This window comes from Mucilaginibacter gynuensis, assembly GCF_039541195.1.
Classification (GTDB): Bacteria; Bacteroidota; Bacteroidia; order Sphingobacteriales; family Sphingobacteriaceae; genus Mucilaginibacter; species Mucilaginibacter gynuensis.
The window spans coordinates 324287-344288 of the sequence record NZ_BAABFT010000003.1; the positions used below are offsets into that span (position 1 = coordinate 324287).

Annotated in this window: 10 protein-coding genes; 6 read left to right on the forward strand and 4 right to left on the reverse strand. The window is 43.9% G+C overall.

What is annotated here, in order from left to right; translation table 11 throughout:
- Nucleotides 1-314: 314 nt before the first annotated feature.
- Together ABD894_RS07710 and ABD894_RS07715 are read right to left on the reverse strand one after the other, a co-directional pair.
- Nucleotides 315-1088, reverse strand: coding sequence for an HAD-IIA family hydrolase (locus tag ABD894_RS07710; protein ID WP_345210427.1), 774 nt, complete (start codon nucleotides 1086-1088; stop codon nucleotides 315-317).
- Between the two features lie 230 nt (nucleotides 1089-1318).
- Nucleotides 1319-2692, reverse strand: coding sequence for a reverse transcriptase domain-containing protein (locus ABD894_RS07715; protein WP_345210428.1), 1374 nt, complete (start codon nucleotides 2690-2692; stop codon nucleotides 1319-1321).
- 1336 nt (nucleotides 2693-4028) lie between these two features.
- Between ABD894_RS07715 and ABD894_RS07720 the strand changes: the two genes are divergently transcribed.
- The 5 genes from ABD894_RS07720 to ABD894_RS07740 all read left to right on the forward strand — a co-directional run bounded on the left by ABD894_RS07720 (nucleotide 4029) and on the right by ABD894_RS07740 (nucleotide 17741).
- Nucleotides 4029-8159 (forward strand): hybrid sensor histidine kinase/response regulator transcription factor, encoded by a 4131-nt coding sequence (locus tag ABD894_RS07720; RefSeq protein ID WP_345210429.1) that lies wholly within the window; start codon nucleotides 4029-4031, stop codon nucleotides 8157-8159.
- A gap of 293 nt (nucleotides 8160-8452) precedes the next feature.
- On the forward strand, nucleotides 8453-11644 hold the full coding sequence (locus ABD894_RS07725; protein ID WP_345210430.1) for a SusC/RagA family TonB-linked outer membrane protein: 3192 nt from the start codon (nucleotides 8453-8455) through the stop codon (nucleotides 11642-11644).
- A gap of 9 nt (nucleotides 11645-11653) precedes the next feature.
- Entirely contained in the window at nucleotides 11654-13351 is a 1698-nt protein-coding gene (locus tag ABD894_RS07730; RefSeq protein ID WP_345210431.1) for a RagB/SusD family nutrient uptake outer membrane protein, read from the forward strand.
- A gap of 89 nt (nucleotides 13352-13440) precedes the next feature.
- Nucleotides 13441-15870: a glycoside hydrolase family 2 TIM barrel-domain containing protein gene (locus tag ABD894_RS07735; RefSeq protein WP_345210432.1), complete on the forward strand. Its 2430-nt coding sequence runs from the start codon at nucleotides 13441-13443 to the stop codon at nucleotides 15868-15870.
- A gap of 35 nt (nucleotides 15871-15905) precedes the next feature.
- Complete coding sequence (locus ABD894_RS07740; protein WP_345210433.1) at nucleotides 15906-17741, forward strand: glycoside hydrolase family 35 protein; 1836 nt, start codon at nucleotides 15906-15908, stop codon at nucleotides 17739-17741.
- Nucleotides 17742-17832: 91 nt separating this feature from the next.
- Here the strand turns inward: ABD894_RS07740 and ABD894_RS07745 are convergent, their stop codons facing one another.
- Nucleotides 17833-18387, reverse strand: coding sequence for a hypothetical protein (locus ABD894_RS07745; RefSeq protein WP_345210434.1), 555 nt, complete (start codon nucleotides 18385-18387; stop codon nucleotides 17833-17835).
- 238 nt (nucleotides 18388-18625) lie between these two features.
- Here ABD894_RS07745 and ABD894_RS07750 point away from each other — a divergent pair, with 238 nt between their 5' ends.
- On the forward strand, nucleotides 18626-19645 hold the full coding sequence (locus tag ABD894_RS07750; protein ID WP_345210435.1) for a patatin-like phospholipase family protein: 1020 nt from the start codon (nucleotides 18626-18628) through the stop codon (nucleotides 19643-19645).
- A gap of 179 nt (nucleotides 19646-19824) precedes the next feature.
- On the opposite strand, the gene ABD894_RS07755 is transcribed toward ABD894_RS07750, so the two are convergent.
- Nucleotides 19825-19983, reverse strand: coding sequence for a hypothetical protein (locus ABD894_RS07755; protein WP_345210436.1), 159 nt, complete (start codon nucleotides 19981-19983; stop codon nucleotides 19825-19827).
- Nucleotides 19984-20002 lie beyond the last annotated feature (19 nt).

Genomic DNA, 20002 nt, shown 5'->3' on the forward strand with positions numbered 1-20002 from the left:
AGCAGAGAGGGTGGTCCAGCGAAGCGTAGACCGGGTGAGTTGACGGCTATGCTCCCAAGGGAGGGAAGCGCACATTGCCCCACGCTTTTTATGAAAGCTATTATCAAGTTACCACTTGCGCTGATCTGTGATCAGTGCTTAATAGTGATTGGCATTATAAATGAGCGAAAGTAAGATTAGTAATATTAATTTTTGTCATTTCGACGAGGAACGAGGAGAAATTTTCTTCACTGTATAAGTAGCAGACTTACAGGGCGAAGAAGATCTCTCACTACGTTTCGAGATGACAGGTGGACGATAAGCTCAACGGCCTACTACCACCACTTCAACGGAAACTGTATCTTATCTACCGAGCCTACCACCATGTCGGGTTTAAAGGCGTAGTCGCCAAGCTGACTTTGGGCGGTAATGCCCGATAGTACCAGTATGGTTTTGTAGCCCATTTGTACACCGCCTTGTATATCGGTTTCCATGGTGTCGCCAATTACGGTGGTTTCGGCGGTTTCCAGGCCTAAGAATTTCCTTGCCGAGCGCATCATTACCGGACTTGGCTTACCAGTTACAAAAGCTTTTTTACCGGTAGCTTCCTCAATCATGGCAGTGGTAGCGGCAATGCCGAGGTTGTTCCATCCCGGTTTTTTTGGGGAAGGGTCGCGGTTGGTGGTGATGAATTTAGCGCCCGAAAGTATCATGTCTATAGCACGTTGCACCATTTCCAGTGTAAAGTTGCGGCCTTCGCCTAATACCACAAATTCAGGGTCGGAGTCTACCAGGGTAATACCGTTTTCGTGCAAACTGGTAAGCAAACCGCCCTCGCCTAAAACATAGGCAGTACTGTTGGGGCTTTGGTCGCCCAGGAATTTGCCGGTGGCCATGGCGCTGGTATAAACGTGCTTGGTTTCTACGGTAATGCCCAGCCGTTTGAGTTTGCGCACAGCTTCGAGGGTAGTACGTTGGCTGTTATTAGTCATGAAGGTGAACGGTATATCTTCTTTTAAAAGGTGAGCTATAAATTTATCAGCGCCGTAAATCATTTCTTCGCCGCTGTAAATAACGCCGTCCATATCAATCAATAGTCCTTGTTTCATGGTATAGTTGTTGGTTGGTCAAATATAGCGGGAGGATTGATAAAACTATGGGTTGTTTACCGAAAAAGAATTACGGAATTTAAACATGGGCGTATCCCTGCGGGTCGGGCTATACGTTCATACGCGCACAAAGCCTTAGGCACATGGCTGGTATCCACTTCTATCCCTTACGCGGGGGAGGAGGGATGGGTGAGGTACACGCGGCACGCATACGCCAGCAGGGTGATATGTTAGCTATGCTCCTCGATAAGTAACTCCTGAATCCTCTGCCTTAAAGGTGATATACCATCTCTAACCTTATTTAGTGTTTCAGTACAAAGTTTAATACCTGTGGCTTTACGTTGTTTCAAAGATAATGCAAGATTTTTTCGACGCTGCCCCTTTAAAGATTCTTCAACTAAGACATTTTTTTTCAACGAAAGGCCAAAATCTTCAAATATTTGAACCAATAAAATATTTATAAATTTATCTAACTCGTCGATTTGTCTGTCACAATCTAAAAAATAATATGCGGCTATCCACCCATCCGTTAAATTTTTAAGTTTTGTAAGCGCCTGAAATAACCCAATTTCTTCATTTGGATACAATTCGCTTCGAGACTGCTTAGAAACCAAGCATTTAAGTTTCAAAAAAAACTCTTTTAATTTTTGTGGATGTATAGTGAATTTTTCACCATCAAATCTAACCGAAAGAAAACTAAATTCGTGTTGGCGAGGATCTACTATTCTTGTTTTACTATCGGCACCTAATGGATGAAGTTTTAGATTTAACTTATTTTGTAATTCATCTAACGCAATTTCGTAAGCATTTCCTGCTTCTTCAAATGTTTTACACATGACGATGAAATCATCAGCATATCTAATTAATTTAAACCCCGATGTTGACATTTTTTCATCGAACGAAGACAGATAAACATTTGCCAAAAGAGGCGACAATGCGTTGCCCTGAGGAATGCCAGCTTCGGAGTTTTCAAAATAGAGTTCAAATACTTTTTTACTCTTTAACTCATCAATATTACCAATTTGTTGTTTTACAGCATCTGCTAACAAAGTATTAATCGAATCATCAGGTAAGGCTGTTTGTACTTTTTTTATAAGTTCTAATGAATTAATAGTGTCAAAAAATTTAATTATATCTGCCTCCAATATGATTTTATAGCCGGTGTTAAAATACATACCCATTTTCAAGATGGCATTTTCTATCCCTTTGCCTTTTTGATAAGCAAAACTGGAATCATTCTTTAAATTAAATGCATGAGATATGTGACTTTCAATTGCAATTGCCAGTGCTTTATGTACAACCCTGTCTTTTATTTCGGGAATTCTTAAAGGTCTTAGATTTTTAAGGTGCCCCTGTGGTGATACTAACTTAGCTTGAAGATTTTTTTTCTTAATAGTTGTTCCTCGAACAGGCGAAAAACGGAATTTGCCAGACAGAAGCTCAGTAGATAGTTTTTCTAAATTGGAATCTAATCGATCTTCAAAATTCTTAATTGTTATAGAGGATATTCCACGAGAATCCCTGTTAGATTTATTTAATAACTGCCAAGCAGTTTTAAGCGCTTTAACGGATGCAACTTCCGTCAATATAGTAGTTTTTGTCATTCATATATGAATGCGGGTCCGAGCGTGCAGCTCATGCAGGTTGCAATTTATAGAAAAACCGCTACACAGAACCGGTTACCCTTAACCTGCAAGTAACTGTGTAATGGGAGGTGCACAGAAGTGAGCTTGTCAAACACAGACACCAAATACAAAACCTGGTACTAAGCCTGCCACACTCTAAGGCGTATGCAATTAATCGTTGAATTACACCAACCTCGTTTCTTCTGTCTGAAGAGGGAACCTTGTCCGACTTCAAACCTATTGTTTTTTAACTTTCATCATTTTCAAGCCAGATTGTACCAGCCTAAGCAAAGATGCATTTTTTTCGCACTTTTGCAACTTTTTTGAAAATAACTGAAGGCCGCCCGACCTTCCGCTCCTTTAAAAGTCCCAAATTCACAGAAACGGTTACCCTTAACCTGCAAGTAACTGTGTAATGGGAGGTGCACAGAAGTGAGCTTGTCAAACACAGACACCAAATACAAAACCTGGTACTAAGCCTGCCACACTCTAAGGCGTATGCATCAAGTGAACGCTATCGTTTCACACCAGCATAATCAAAGATAAATAAATCCTTGTAAAAAAAACATGGTGTTAAAAACTCATATCATTGTGCATAAGTTCTCTGATTTGTATATTTTTTATCTTGCTTAATCACACGTCCTTAGTACATCGCTGGCTACGCATGTCTCGTTCCTCTGTCCACCCGTGTATATATCTAATTAACTACCGCCCCCCGCGTTAGTGATGGCAGCGGATACCGGCCTTGCGCCTAATGCCTTGTGCGCGTATGAGCGTACAGCACGGGCCGAAGGCAACGCCCTTGTTGAGAATCAAGAAACAATCAAAGAGAAGCAAGAAATTAGAATCAGGAATCAAGAAGTCAGAGAATAGAACCGAGAAATAAAAATCAACAAACAAGAGATCGGAAGATAGAACCAAGAGATAAGAATCAAGAAACAAGAGATCGGAAGATAGAACCGAGAAATAAGAATCAAGAAACAAGAAAATATAAGTGAGGAGGAATTTTTGCATTCTCATTCATCATCTTGTTAACTATTAAAAAGCTTGATCATCAGCTTTATACCTCTATAAAGAAAGGCTGAAAAGACCAAGCCTCAACTTATTTCAACAAAAATAAACAGTAGCTTCATTTTAAAGCATTGATTTTTATTGTGTTACGTTTATTTTAATGTGTAAGATAATGTATGCTCTTGTGCATGCTATTTACATGATAAAATTTTACCTATTTTTACCACAACCAAATTATCAAACTGCTACTCTGCCGGCTTGCATACGGAAAAGAATAGGGTAACGCGTAAATTCAAAATTAGTAATGAGAGTACTGCCCGTGTTTTTATTTATTGTATCTGTATGTTTTGGCTTTAACGCGGCAGGGCAGGTATGGCAAAAAAGTGCCGGTAAACAATTCGATCCGGGTAATTACGCGCTTAAAACCTATACTATTAATGATGGTCTGCCATCAAAAAGTACTACCGCGGCGTTAAAAGATGAACGCGGCTTTATGTGGATAGGTACCGAGAACGGTTTGTGCAAGTTTGATGGTTACAGCTTCAAAACTTTCGTAAACACATCGGGCGATAGCTCAACCATTACCAACAATAACATTACCGCCCTGGCCGAAGATAAAAAAGGCCGCATTTGGGTAGGCACCATGGATGGCCTCAATATATTCGACCCGCTTACCGAAAAATTCGAACGCTTTTATCACCAGGACAATAACCGCGCCTCGCTAAGCAATAACAAAGTGTGGGCCTTACTGGCCGACAGGCAGGGCATGGTTTGGATTGGTACCGATGATGGTTTTAACCTTTTCAACGAAAAAACGCGCACGTTCACGGTATTCCGGCCCGATGCAGGCAACCCTTATGCCATGAAGGGCAAATCGGTAAATGCCATAATTGAAGATAAGGCGAACAACCTTTGGCTGGGCAACTGGAGCGGTGGTTTAAATAAGTTTGATAAACGCAGCAGGCATTTCAGCAATTACAAACAGCAACAAGCCCCGGGGCAAAAAAACCCGAACGATATATGGAGCCTTTGTTACGCGGGTGACGGGCAAATATGGGTAGGCACTTATTGGAAGGGGCTTTTTAAGTTTAACCCGGCAACTGCCGTGTTTACCGCCTGGCCCTGCGGCGCGCAAAATAATACTACCATATACAATATTGGCAACGCCGGTAAACATGAGTTGCTGGTAAGTGGCAATACCGGCTTTTACTGGCTGAACACCAATGGCAAGCAACAACAAAAAATTGAAGACCTGGCCAGCCTGTCAAACGGTGATATTTATACCGACAGGGGTGGCATCGTTTGGATATGCGCTAAAGACGGCCTTACCAAGCTCGATTTTAAGCAATATAAATTTAACCTGCTGCCATTATCGCTCAGGCAAAAAGAGGTTAAAGATTTTACCGTGCGCGATTCGGTATTTTGGATAGCTACCAATAACGGCTTGTTAAAGTTCGACTATAAAAAGGGCACCAATACCACTTTTACACACAATGCTAACCCTAAAAGTTTGGCCAGCAGCGAGATCCTTCGCCTGTATTTTGATAGCCGCAATACACTGTGGGTACTAACCGAGAACGGGTTCGACCAGTTCGACCAAAACACCAATACGTTTTTGCACCACCAGCACCACTCGGCCATTGGCAGTTTATTTAATGAGGATGTTTTTAGGGATATACTGGAAGTAAACCCCGGCGAGTACTACCTGGCTACGGATGCGGGCCTCAAAATATATAACAGCAAAACCGGCGGCTTTACCCATTATTATAACGATAGCAATAACCCGGCATCGCTAAGCAATAATCACCTGTATTGCCTGCAAAAAAATGCGGTGGGCGATGTATGGATAGGTACCAGTGGCGGCGGGCTTAACCGTTTCAACCAAAAAACAAGGCGTTTCCGTACGTACATGATCAATAATAAGGCCCGTGGCGGTATTAGCAGCAATACCGTAAATAACATATTTATGGATAGCCATAAAAACCTGTGGATATGCACGCCCGATGGCTTAAATAAGTACGATGGCAAAAGCGATTCGTTCACGGTGTACTCTAAAAACAATGGCTTTGCCAGCAACGTATTCACCAACATTACCGAAGATAAACGCGGCAACTTATGGACAACCACCGGTAAAGGCATTGCCATGTTTAACCCGGCCACGCTGGAGGTTAAAAATTTTGATGAGGCCGATGGCGTTTACGTGAACACCATATTAAGCAAAGTGCCATCGGGCGAAATGTATATAGCCGGTAACGATGGGGTAGTATATTTTGATCCGCTTAATATTAAGTATAACCGCGATGCCCCGCCTGTGTATTTTTCTGATTTCCAAGTGTTCAACAAAACGGTGTTGCCGGGTAAAAAATCGCCCTTAAAGGAAAGCCTTACCACGGCCGGTAAAATAGTGCTCAACTACAGTCAAAGTGTTTTCTCGCTGGAGTTTGTGGCGCTAAATTACAGCCATTCTGAAAAGAATGAGTACGCCTACCAGTTACAGGGCTTTGATAAAAAGTGGAATTATGTAGGTAAACAGCGTAAGGCAACCTATACCAACTTAAACCCGGGCGAGTATGTATTGCACGTAAAAGCCTCCAATAACGATGGCTTGTGGAACGAAAAAGGGCGGTCGATAACCATAATCATTACCCCGCCATGGTATAAAACATGGTGGGCGTACCTGCTGTACCTGGCTACTGTATGTGGTATTATTTACGCTTATATTTTATACCGCGATAGGCAGGCTAAACTGAAATACGAAATACAAATAGCCCACATGGAGGGCGAAAAAGAGAAAGAACTCAGCGAAAAGAAACTATCGTTCTTTACCAATATTTCGCACGAGTTTCGCACGCCGCTTACGCTGATCATTAACCCGGTTAAGGAGTTGCTTTACAAGGATGATAAAAATGTGGATACCACCAACCTCAACATTGTTTATCGTAACGCGCGTCGTTTATTGAGCCTTGTTGATCAGTTATTGCTGTTCCGTAAGGCTGATGCCGAGGCCGATAAGTTGAATATTGCCTGCCTCAACCTGGTTAATTTGGCCAAGGAGGTGTTTTTATGCTTTACGCACCAGGCACGCACCAAAAACATTACCTTTGAATTTGATTGCGCCGAAGATTATATTGAAGTATATGCCGACAGGGAGAAAATGGAGATCGTACTGTTCAACCTGTTATCTAACGCTATTAAATTTACCCCCGAAGGCGGCACGGTAAAGGTTACGGTAAGTTTATTGGCCGATGCCATACAGATAGCCATAGCCGATACTGGCTGCGGCATAACCGAAGAAGCGGGCGAAAAGCTATACAACCGTTTTTACCAGGATCAATATGGCAGCACGTCGGTAAAAGGAGGCTTTGGTATAGGGCTGTACTTGGTAAAGAGCTTTATTGAAGGCCATGGCGGCAACATCAGCTATAAAAGCAAGATCAACGAGGGTACTACATTTTCAATTACACTGCTTAAAGGACGAAACCACCTGCCCGCGGATCTCGTGCTGGACAATGCGGATACCGGCTCGGTATTTTTAAAGGAACTGATTGAGGATGAGATAACCGCCAACCAGTTAGTTGAAGCCGCCGACGAAAATTTGTACGATGAGCAGTTAGCTACCGACAACAAAAGCCTGCTCATTATTGATGATAATAACGACATAAGGGAATACATAAAGCAGGTTTTTAAGCTCGATTATATTTTATACGAGGCCGATAACGGCGAGGATGGCTACCGCATGATAAAAGAACACTTGCCCGATATTGTGATATGCGATGTAATGATGCAGGGCATGAGCGGTATTGAACTTTGCAACCTGGTAAAAGAAGACATTACTATATCGCACGTGCCCATTGTTTTATTAACCGCGAGCGCTTCGCCCGAGATAAAGCTGAAGGGTATTGAGGGCGGTGCCGATGATTATATAAGTAAACCTTTTGATAAGGAGATACTTAAGGCGCGTGTGGCGGGTATACTGAAAAGTAAGAACAACCTGCAAAAGTATTTTTATAACGAGATAACGCTCAACTCGAACAATCTGCGTATATCTGCCGAGTATAAAGACTTTTTGGATAACTGTATCCGCATAGTTGAACTGCACATTACCGAGCCCGATTTTACCATACAGGTACTTGCCGATGAAATAGGTATGTCGCGGTCAAACCTGTATAAAAAGATAAAATCGGTTTCGGGGCAATCTGCCAATGGTTTTATACGGTTCATTCGTTTGCGTAAGGCGGCGGAGATCTTTATCAATACCGATAATACCATTTTGGAAACCTCTTACCTGGTGGGTATCAACGATGCCAAGTATTTCAGGGAGCAGTTCAACAAGGTATTTAACATGAATCCGTCGCAGTATATTAAGAAATACCGCAAGCCATTCTCCAATAATCTAAACCTCAGTCCCGAATTGGCCAGGGCAGGCCGGCGATAATTTTATTTCCGGGCTCGGCTGTATTTATCTCAACAACCTGTGGTTTTGTCCGTATTGTTTGTTTTTATCGTTTTAGGGGGTGAAATTATCTGTTCACCCCTGTAATATTGCGCATTTACCCCCTGCCAAATTATTGGTTTAGCACCAATTTAGCACTTGTAAACCAGTTAAACCATGCTAATTATTTCGGAAACGATAAGTGGATATATCCATTGATCGATCAATCCAATTAATCACCGTACCGGTTTTTCTGCTTTAGCCAAACCAATTATTAAAACTAATTATTACAAAAAATGAGAAAAAATTTACTGTGTGAATTTTCGCCGCCATGGTCGTCAAAAAAGGCAATGTATGTGTGTGCCGCCATTTTACCCGGTCTGCTTTTAATGGCAGATACCGGATATGCCAATACAAGCATTAACAAAACACCGGGTCATTACAAAACGGCTAAACAGGCCGAAACAACCGTAAAAGGTACCGTAACCGATGAAAAGGGAAGCCCGCTGCCGGGTGTAAGTGTTAGCGTAAAGGGTACTACCAACGGTACCATGTCTGACGTTAAGGGCGAATATAGTATCCGTGTAGCCGGCGAGAGTGATGTATTGGTATTTTCATCGGTAGGTTATGTTACACAAGAGGTAACGGTATCTGCCAAAACTACCATCAACATACAATTACAGCCCGATTCAAAATCACTTAACGAGGTGGTAGTAGTAGGTTACGGTACGCAAAAGAAAGCTACCGTAACAGGTTCAATATCGCAGGTTAAGGGTGCCGATCTGGTGAAGAGCCCGCAGCCTAACTTATCTAACTCGCTGGCAGGCCGTTTTTCGGGTGTGGTGATCAATAACCGTGGTGGTGAGCCGGGTTATGATGGTTCAAGCATTACCATACGTGGTTTAGCTACTACAGGTAGCAACAGCGTACTGGTGGTAGTTGACGGTATCCCCGGGCAAGTAGGCGGCCTTGAACGTCTCGACCCTAACGATATTGAAAGCGTATCGGTATTAAAAGACGCGTCGGCTGCTATTTATGGTAACCGCGCCGCTAATGGTGTAATACTGGTAACTACCAAAAAAGGTAAAACCGGTAAACCAACCATTAATTACAGCTTTAACCAGGGCTTTAGCTCGCCAACACGTTTACCGCAAATGGCTGATGCTGCCACTTACGCGCAGATCATGAACGAGATCAGCTATGATTCAAGCCCGACGGGTGGCCTAAACCAATCTTATTCTGAAGAACAGATACAAAAGTTCAGGGATGGCTCTGACCCGGTATTGTATCCTAATACCGACTGGATCAAGGAAACGCTGAAGGATGTTACTACGCAAAATCAGCATAGCCTTTCTATCAACGGGGGTAATGAGGATGTAAAGTACTTTGTTTCATTGGGTACCGTTAACCAGGATGGTTTATACAAGAACGGCGCTACCAAGTACAAACAATACAATTTCCGTACAAATGTTGATGCCAATGTATCAAAACGCCTGAAAGTTGGTTTGTCATTATCAGGCAGGGAAGAAGACCGTTTCTTTCCGCAGGTAGGTGCAGGCGGTATCTTCAGGTCGATATACCGTGCTAAACCAATTATAGCGGCATACTATCCTAATGGTTTGCCAACACGTGGGCTCGAAAACGAAAACCCTGCGGTACAGGTTACTGATATCGGTGGTTCGGTAAAAAGTCCTACTCAAACGCTTAATGCTATTTTAAGAGGTAGTTTCCAAATTCCGGGAGTGGACGGTTTATCACTGGATGGTTTTTTCTCTGTGGATAAATCAAATACCTTTAGCAAAAGCTTTAACAAACCATACCTGCTTTACAATTACGACCAGGCTACAGATTTATATAAAAGTGTAATTGTAGGCGGTAATAACGAAAATGCTACTTTAACCGAAGTGCATAATAACACATCGCTAATTACCTCAAACATCAAATTGAATTTTGCACGCCGTATTGGCAAGCACGATATCAATACCTTTGTTGGCTACGAGCAAAGCGAAAACCATTACGAGTATTTTGACGCGCAACGCTTCAATTATCTGTCAACCTCGTTACCTGAGCTTTCGCAGGGTGGTACCGCGGCTACCGATTTCTTAAATTCGGGCTACAGCTCAAACTATAATCGCCGAAGCGTGATCAGCCGTTTGGCCTATAGCTTTGATGAAAAGTATTTGTTTGAAGGTCAGTTCCGTGCCGATGGATCGTCGATATTTCCGCAGGGTAAACAATGGGGCTATTTCCCTTCGGCATCAGTGGGCTGGCGCATTTCAAAAGAAAACTGGTTTGCCGATAAGGTAAAAGTTATCAACGATTTAAAGCTGCGTGCATCATACGGTTCGTTGGGTAACGATAACGTAAATGGTTTCCAGTATTTTGATAACTACACCCTCGTGGGCAACGGCTTTGCGGCCATCAATCCAAAAGACAATGCATCAGTAATACAGCCTGGTGTTAACCTGGTAAAGCTGGCCAATCCTAATATTACCTGGGAGGTAGCTAAAAAGCTTGATATAGGTGTTAACGCCGTATTCCTGAAAAACTTTACGTTGGAGGCTATTTACTTCCAGCAAAAAAGATCAGGTATATTGACCGCGCGTAACGCTTCATTACCCGGGTCATCAGGTATCGTAAACCCTTATGGGTCTGATCCGCTGGTGCCTTCAGAAAACATAGGTAAAGTAAACAGCAACGGTTTTGAAGGAACTTTGGGTTACAACCATACCGGCAGCGAGTTTAACTGGGGGCTGTCGGGTAATATTACCTATGCAAAAAGTAAAGTATTGTTTATTGACGAAGCCGCCGGTACCCTTGATTATCAGCGTAAAACAGGCCGCCCTTTAAATGCTTACCTGTTATACAATAGTATAGGTATATTCCGTACACAGGCCGATCTGGATGCTTACCCGCACGTTACGGGCGCTAAAGTAGGCGATTTGATCTATGAGGATCATAATGGCGATGGAAAGATCAATGCGGATGACCAAACACGTACCAAGTATAGTAACATCCCGCAAATTACTTACGGTTTTACCTTCAATGCGTCGTACAAAAACTTCGATATGTCGTTACTCTTTTCAGGACAGGCACAGGTAAGCCAGTATGTATTACCTGAGTCGGGTAGTATAGGTAACTTCTACAGCAGCTGGGCAGATAACCGTTACAGCGCAAGCAATACCAACGGAACATATCCGAGGGTTACCGATCGCGCGTCGAACGCTATCAGCGGCGGGCAGTTCAATAATACCTTTTGGTTAAACAACGCATCGTTTCTGCGTCTTAAAAATGCCGAGCTGGGTTACAATTTCAAATCGTCGGTATTGTCAAAACTCAAAATTGGTGGTTTAAGGCTGTATGCCAGCGGGTTCAACCTGTTTACCATTACCAAGGTTAAAGATTATGACCCTGAAGGTGACAGCGGCAGCGGACAATTCTACCCGCAACAGCGAATTATTAACATAGGCGCCAACGTTAAATTTTAACACTTAAAAATGAAATTAACATATAAAAGGCCGTTATTTTTAACGTTATGCGCCATAGCATCGTTAACGGCATGTAAAAAAGATTTCTTAAATGTGCAACCTACCGATAGGATAGCTACATCGGCCATAGAAAGTGATACCTCTGTTTTTGAGGCATTTGTAACCAACCGTTACATAGGTGCGCGTTTGCAGGACAAAGAAGCCGACGGCTCAAATCCCGGTTTTGGCCGTGGATTTGAATACAGTATGATGAGCTCATTTACCGATGAATCCATCTACAATAACGACGATGCTACCTGGTTGATTCAAAGAGGACAACTGGCGCCGGAAAATTTGGGAAGCGCCGGCGTATTATGGGGACGCAGTTACAGGGGCATTCGTGAGTGTAATTATGCCTTAAGTGTACTGCCAAAGCTTACCATGAGTGAGCTGCACAAAAAAATGCTGGAAGCCGAGCTGAAATTTGTGAGAGCTTTCCGCTACCAGGATCTTATACGTAATTATGGCGGCGTAGTGCTTATGGGCGATAGGGTAGTTAACCTTACCGATGACCTGCAAGACCCTACCTTGTTTAAACGTGCTACTATTAAAGAGAGCATAGATTATGTTTCGGCACAGCTTGATGCTGCCGCGGCTGATTTGCCTCTAAATAATAGTGAAACATGGTGGGCCGGTCGCGCCACCAAGGGCGCTGCACTGGCCTTAAAATCGCGCTTGCTGTTGTATGCCGCGAGTCCGCTTTACAACGCCGGTACCTGGACTGCCGCGGTTGATGCCGCGCAGGCGGTTATCAACCTCAATAAATATAGTATTTACACCGGCGGTTACACTAACCTGTTTTTAGTAAACGAAAATAATGAGGCTATCTTTTCGAGATACTTCACCAAAAATGCCAACCATACCCACCTCGAAATTGCTAACGGACCTAACGGCTACGGAGGGTGGGCTGGTAACACACCGCTGCAAAACCTGGTTGACGACTATGAGATGCGCAACGGTAAACCAATTACCGATCCTACATCGGGTTATGATGCCACAAAGCCTTATGAAAACCGCGATCCGCGCTTTGCTGCTACCATTTTATATAACGGCGCCGCTTATCGCGAACGTAACATAGAAACTTTTATACCGGGCGGTAAGGATAGTAAGGATGGTCAGGATAACTGGAATACTACTAAAACAGGCTATTATCTTAAAAAATTCATGAACGATTCTTATCCGCTGCAAAACCCATGGGGCAATGCAGGCTTTCAGCCGTGGATCTATTTCAGGTATGCCGAGATATTGCTAAACTTTGCCGAGGCTGCCAATGAAGCTTACGGTCCGGATGTGATCCCTACCGGATCAACTTTTTCGGCAAGGCAGGCCATTAACATGATCAGGCAGCGCCCAAGCGTAAACATGCCCGATTTGCCGAGCGGTTTAACAAAGGAGCAGATGCAAACTGCTGTACGTTATGAAAGACGCGTTGAATTAGCTTTCGAGGAGCACCGTTTTTATGATGTACGCCGCTGGAAAATAGCCGCGGTAACCGAAAACAAGCCTGCCGCCGGGGTGATTATCACCCAAACGGGCACAGGATTTACCTACACACCTAAGGTAGCTTTGGACGGCCGTAAGTTTGAAGACAAGCATTACTGGCTGCCAATTCCGCGTACGGAGATACAGGCCTCTAATAATCAGCTTCAACAAAACGACGGATACTAAAATGCCATAAATGCCGGGGAAACGCTCCCCGGCATTTTAATACTTTTTACTAAAGAATAATTATTAAGCTTAATAGGTAATTCTGTTTCATGCAAATAATAAATACACTACCACGTTACTTTTTGCTGATAGTACTTATGCTCGCGGGCTTTGTTGAGGCATCGGCACAAAACGTTAACGAAAAAGAACTGTTCAATACCGGCTGGAAATTTCATAAAGGCGACCTGAACGATGCTCAAAATGTAACCTATAACGATGCCGGCTGGCGTAAACTTACCCTGCCACACGATTGGAGCATTGAAGAACCTTTCAGCGAAAAATGGGCCAGCGCCACGGCTTACCTGCCGGGCGGCATTGGCTGGTACCGCAAAACATTTACGCTTAGCGCCGTGCAGGCAGGTAAGCGCCTGTACATCTATTTTGATGGTGTTTACATGAACAGTGATGTTTGGATAAACGGCCATCATTTAGGCAAGCGGCCTAATGGTTTTACACCATTCGAGTATGATATTACACCTTTTGTAAATAAAAGCAAGCCCAATGTGATAGCCGTAAAGGCCGATCATAGCGAGTTTGCCGATTCGCGCTGGTATACCGGTTCGGGTATATACCGTAACGTGTATTTAAAAGTTAAGAACGATGTGCATTTTAAGCTGTGGGGAGTAGGTTTTAGTACCCCCGTTGTTGGTAAAGATAAAGCGGAAGGTAAGGTGAATGTCGCCATCGCTAATAACCAAAACGCTAAAGCGTCGGTCACCGTAAAAGCCTCGCTTATTGATGCTGCGGGTAAGGTAGTGGGTCAAAAAAGCAATACGGTTACCATAGCCGCTAAAGACAGTGCCGATACCGGGCTCGATTTTGTGGTGAACAACCCGAGGTTATGGTCGGTAAATAAACCCGAGCTGTATACTTTAACCGTTAGCCTGTGGCAAAACGGAAAAAAAACAGATGAATGGAAAGATGAAGTAGGCATCCGCAAAATAGAATTTGATGCCGATAAAGGTTTCTTTTTGAATGATGAGAACCTGAAGCTGAAAGGCGTATGTATCCATGATGATGCCGGTGCCCTTGGCGTGGCCGTGCCGCCCGAAGTATGGGTGCGCCGCTTGCGTAAACTAAAGGCCGGCGGTACCAATTCTATCCGTATGAGCCATAACCCGCATGCCGATTACCTGTACAAGCTGTGCGACAAAATGGGTTTCCTGGTGATGGACGAAGCTTTTGACGAATGGGAATACGGTAAAAATAAATGGGTGGAAGGCTGGAACGTGGGTAAACCTGCCAACTTTGGTTACCACACCTATTTTAAAGAATGGGCCGAACGCGATGTGCGCGATATGGTACAGCGCAGCCGCAACCACCCTTCAATTATTATGTGGAGCATAGGCAATGAAATTGATTATCCTAACGACCCTTATACGCACCCCGTGCTTGATAGCGGGCGTAATCCGCAGATCTATGGTAAGGGTTACATGCCTGAGCATCCGCCGGTAAGCAGGCTTGGTGAACTATCAAAAAAACTGGCTAACGCGGTAAAAAGCGTAGATAAAAGCAGACCGGTAACCGCCGCGCTGGCCGGTGTGGTAATGTCAAACACTACCGATTATCCGGATAATTTGGATTTGGTAGGTTATAATTACCAGGAGTACCGATATAAGGACGACCATGCCAAATACCCTAAAAGATTTATTTACGGCAGCGAAAACGGTATGGCCATCAGTGCCTGGAACGCCGTTGACAGCAACCAATACATATCGGCCCAATACCTGTGGACGGGGATCGATTACCTGGGCGAAGCCGGTAAATGGCCATGGCGCAGTAACGAAGCCGGTTTACTGGATATGGCAGGCTTTGAAAAGGCATCCTACTATTTGCGTAAAGCGTTATGGACTAATGAACCCGTAATTTACCTGGATAGTTTTGACGGAACCGCTAATGAAAGGGCGGTGAAAAATCCGCGTGCTACCAACCGTAGCTGGAACTGGCCTGCGGGCTCGAAGATCAAAATACGTTGTTATACCAATTGCGATGAAGCCGAACTTATATTGAACGGTAAATCATTAGGTAAACAGGCGGTAAAGAACGATCATACCCTGTTTTTTGATGCCTTTGATTATGAACCGGGCGAGCTATTGGTTAAGGGATATAAAAACGGTAAAGAAATTTGTACCGATAAGCTGTTAACAGCAGGGCCCGTAGCTGCTATTAAAACCAATATTTACCACGACGCGTTAATTGCAAAGCAGACGGCTTATCAGCAAATTGAGGTAAATATTACCGATGCAAAAGGTATATTAGTAAACAATGCCGATGGCCTGCTCAATGTAAAAACAAACAAGGATGCTGTTATTATGGGTATAGAGAACGGCGATGCCACCAGTCATGATTCGTTTACGGCTGCCGAGCATAAGGTGAGGAATGGCAGTCTCATTATCTACCTTAAAAAATTAAACCCTTTAACAGCCGTCGGTATTGTGCTCACCTACCCGGGAGCCGCGCCAGTAACGGTTAAACTATAAATACGAACAAACTTTAAAACCAAGCACATATATACATGAAGTTAATTTACCGCCACTATTTTTTGCTGTTAAGCATGGCAGTGCTGCTATCGTTCAATAGTTGCAGCAACAAAGCCGAACATACCTTCGCACTTAGCGATTCAACCTTTTTGCTGGATGGCAAACCTTTCCAGATCATTTCCGGAGAGATGCATTATCCGCGTGTACCGCGCGAGGCCTGGCGTGCCCGGATGAAAATGGCCAAAGCCATGGGCCTGAACACCATTGGTACCTACGTTTTCTGGAACCTGCACGAACCTCAAAAAGATCATTTTGATTTTACAGGCAATAACGACATTGCCGAATTTGTACGCATAGCCAAAGAAGAGGGCCTGTGGGTACTGTTAAGGCCAAGTCCTTACGTATGTGCCGAATGGGAATTTGGCGGCTACCCGTACTGGCTGCAAAACGAAAAAGGTTTAGTAGTGCGCAGTAAAGAAAAGCAATACCTGAAAGAGTACCGCGAATACATAAACGAAGTAGGCCGCCAGCTTGCACCGCTGCAAATAAACCACGGCGGTAATATATTGATGGTACAGGTGGAGAACGAATATGGATCGTACGGAAAGGATAAGGAGTACCTGGCCATCAACGAAAAGATGTTTAAGGAGGCCGGTTTTGATGGTGTGCTATCTACATGCGATCCTGTAGCTGACGTAGCTAACGGTCACTTGCCGGGCTTGCTGCCGGGTGTGAACGGTATCGATGATCCGGTGAAGATTAAAGAATTGATCAACAAAAACAACGGTGGTAAAGGGCCATATTTTGTACCCGAATGGTACCCGGCCTGGTTCGACTGGTGGGGAACGCCGCACCATACCGTACCCGCCAAAGAGTATGTTAACCGTTTAGATGCCGCGCTTAAAGGCGGTATATCTATTAATATGTACATGTTTCACGGCGGTACTACCCGTGGTTTTATGAACGGCGCCAACGATAAAGATACCACACCTTACGAACCGCAGATCAGCAGTTACGATTACGATGCCCCGCTGGATGAAGCCGGTAACGCTACCGATAAGTTTATGCAGTTTAGGGAGGTGATTAAAAAGAACCTGCCTGCCGGGCAGGTATTGCCCGAAGTGCCCGCGGCTAAACCGTCGGCGGCTATGGCGGATATCACGCTGGGTAAATCGGTAAGTTTATTTGATATTTTGGGTACGCCGAAAACCAATGCCACGCCGCTTACTTTTGAAGATATGAACCAGGCTTACGGCTTTATGCTGTACCGCACCACCGTAAAAGGCGGCGCTAAAGGTCTGCTGAAAATTAAACAATTGCGCGATTACGGCATTGTATTCGTAAACGGCAAACGTGTAGGTGTGCTCGACCGCAGGCTGCGCCAGGATAGTTTGCCGCTGACATTACCGACGGGCGAAGTAACGCTCGATATATTGGTAGAGAACATGGGCCGTGTGAACTTTGGCCCCAACCTGCTGAAAAACAAAAAAGGTATCACCGAAAAGGTAACCTTTAACGGCAGCGATGTAAATGGCTGGACAATGTATCCGCTGCCTTTTGATAAGGTGAACACCGCCCAAATAAAAGGCAACAGCACCAAAGCCGACCAACCCGTATTGAAATATGGCGAGTTCGACCTTGCCAAAGCGCAGGACACCTACCTCGACATGCGTAAATGGGGCAAGGGCTTGGTTTGGGTGAACGGGCACAACCTGGGCAAATACTGGAGCATAGGTCCGCAGCAAACCCTCTACCTGCCCGCCGAATGGCTAAAAGCAGGCAGGAACGAAGTGGTGGTATTGGAGCTGCTTAACCCAGCTCAAAATGTGTTGCCAAGTTTGGCAAAGCCGATTTTGAGTGAGGTGAAGTAGGGGAAGAGTTTAACTATTTACAAAGCCGTTTTCTTTTGGAGAGAACGGCTTTGTTGTTATTAGAGATACAAACTAAATAAGGGTGTAACTATCAATAAGTATCTAAAAACTCATCTAATACATCTTCGCTATCTAACGCAAATATTGCTTCAGCAAGCTTATGTTGACCCTTTGATACTGCAATGGCAGCCAAGGCGGAACTTGCTAATGTCAAATCCCAATCTTTATTCATACTGAATTTGGCAAGCTCACCTAATGTAGCCAGTGCTTCATTATAATAAGGCAATAAAGCATTAGGTACTTTCGGGTTATCCCTATATCTGCGGACTTCAATCAATGCAACAAGCGCCAGTACATTATAATCAACTAGTTGTTTTTCAGACGCTATTCGTACCAAATGGGGAACAGCATAATAAGATGCCAAGCCTATATCACCCTGATGATGTAATTCATCCCATAATTCTTTGTAAACCTTATCATATTCCGCTAAGTTATTTGCTTTTTCAAGTATTTTTAGAGCTACAGAGGCATCGTATTTTGTATTTCTATAACCTCCCTCAAGCTTTTTCCAGATGGGGTTATCTAAATCTAATGATGGCTCGTTAATTGGTTTACCGGGAAAGAAATCTCCTAATTTAAAGGTCATACGACATATAAGCTTTATTCAAATATATTGAAATGATAGATAGGAAACTTCTTAATAAACTTAAAGATTTCTTATTCCCATACGCCTCATTCTCTTATCAATTATTTAAACTTTTATTCACACCGAAACTTTTGTTGGTTAAAAACAAATAGCTAACTTTCAGCCCGTTGCAAACGGATACCCCTCGCTGCCAATTATTAAACCATAATTAAAGCATATAACCAAAATTTAATTCAGTATGAAAAAGATACTATCAATTGATGGTGGCGGTATCAGGGGCATCATCCCGGGGCAGGTATTGGTGGCGCTCGAAAAAAAGCTTCAGGCAAAATCAAAAAATCCCGAGGCACGCATTGCCGATTATTTCGACTTTTTCGCGGGTACCAGCACCGGTGGCATACTTACCTGTATTCATCTTTGTCCGGATGAGGAAAAACCCGGGAAAGCCCTTTTTTCGGCACAACAAGCGGTCGACCTTTATGTAGAACATGGCAGCAAAATATTTGACGTCAGCCTGTATCAAAAAATTAAAGCCGCTAACGGAATCCTGGATGAAAAGTTTAACGCGGAGGCGATAGAAGCCTGTTTGAATCAGTACTTCGGGGATATTAAACTTAGTCAGTTGTTAAAGCCCTGTATTATCACCTCTTACGATATTCAAAACCGCGCGGCCCATTTCTTTGCCCAGCACGACTACCTAAAACGTGGCGACGGCGGCGATTTCCTGGTGAAAGACGTATGCCGGGCGACTTCGGCCGCGCCTACCTATTTCGAGGCGGCTAAAGTAAAGTCGTTAAGCAATGTAAGCTACCCGCTCATTGATGGCGGTGTGTTCGTTAATAACCCTGCTTTGTGCGCTTACTCGGAGGTGCGTAATTCCAACGGGTTCCCTACAGCCGAAAATATGTTTATCGTTTCCATAGGCACAGGCAGCGAGAACAAGGAGTATGATTACGACAAGGCAAAAGACTGGGGCGCGGCAGGCTGGATCCGTCCGCTTATCGATATCATGATGTCCGGCGCGTCTGAAACCACGCATTATCATCTCACAAAAATGTTTTCTGCCCAGGGGCACCAGGATAATTATATCCGCATCCAACCATCAAAAATGAAGAACGCCAAATTTGAAATGGACGATGCCCACCCCGAAAATATTGCCGCCCTGGTAGAGGTAGGCACCGTTACAGCAGAGGATTGCCCCGATCTTGATCGTATTGTAGATACTTTGCTTAATGATAAAGATTCGGTGACTTTTTAGGTGGTATTAAGTGTTGTTGGTAGTCCAATTATTTATAAGCTATCGTCATTGCGAGAATTTAATTCTTTTTTGGACTTTGAAGGTGAAATGACGATGGCTCGCACACTCTCTCCACTGTTATGCTGAGGAACGAAGCATCTATCGCCGATAAGCATAGCGAAGAAGATTCTTCACTACGTTCAGAATGACAGCTTTTTTAATTCGTCAGGAACTTTTGCCCCACCACGCTTATCCGGCCCGCATGCAACAAGTTCGCTATGCCCGCCTTTGCGCTCATGGCCATCACAGTTCTGTCCGCTTTCGCCCGAAACTGTTTGCTGACGGATCGGACACCGCATTAAATAGCTAATCGCTTAT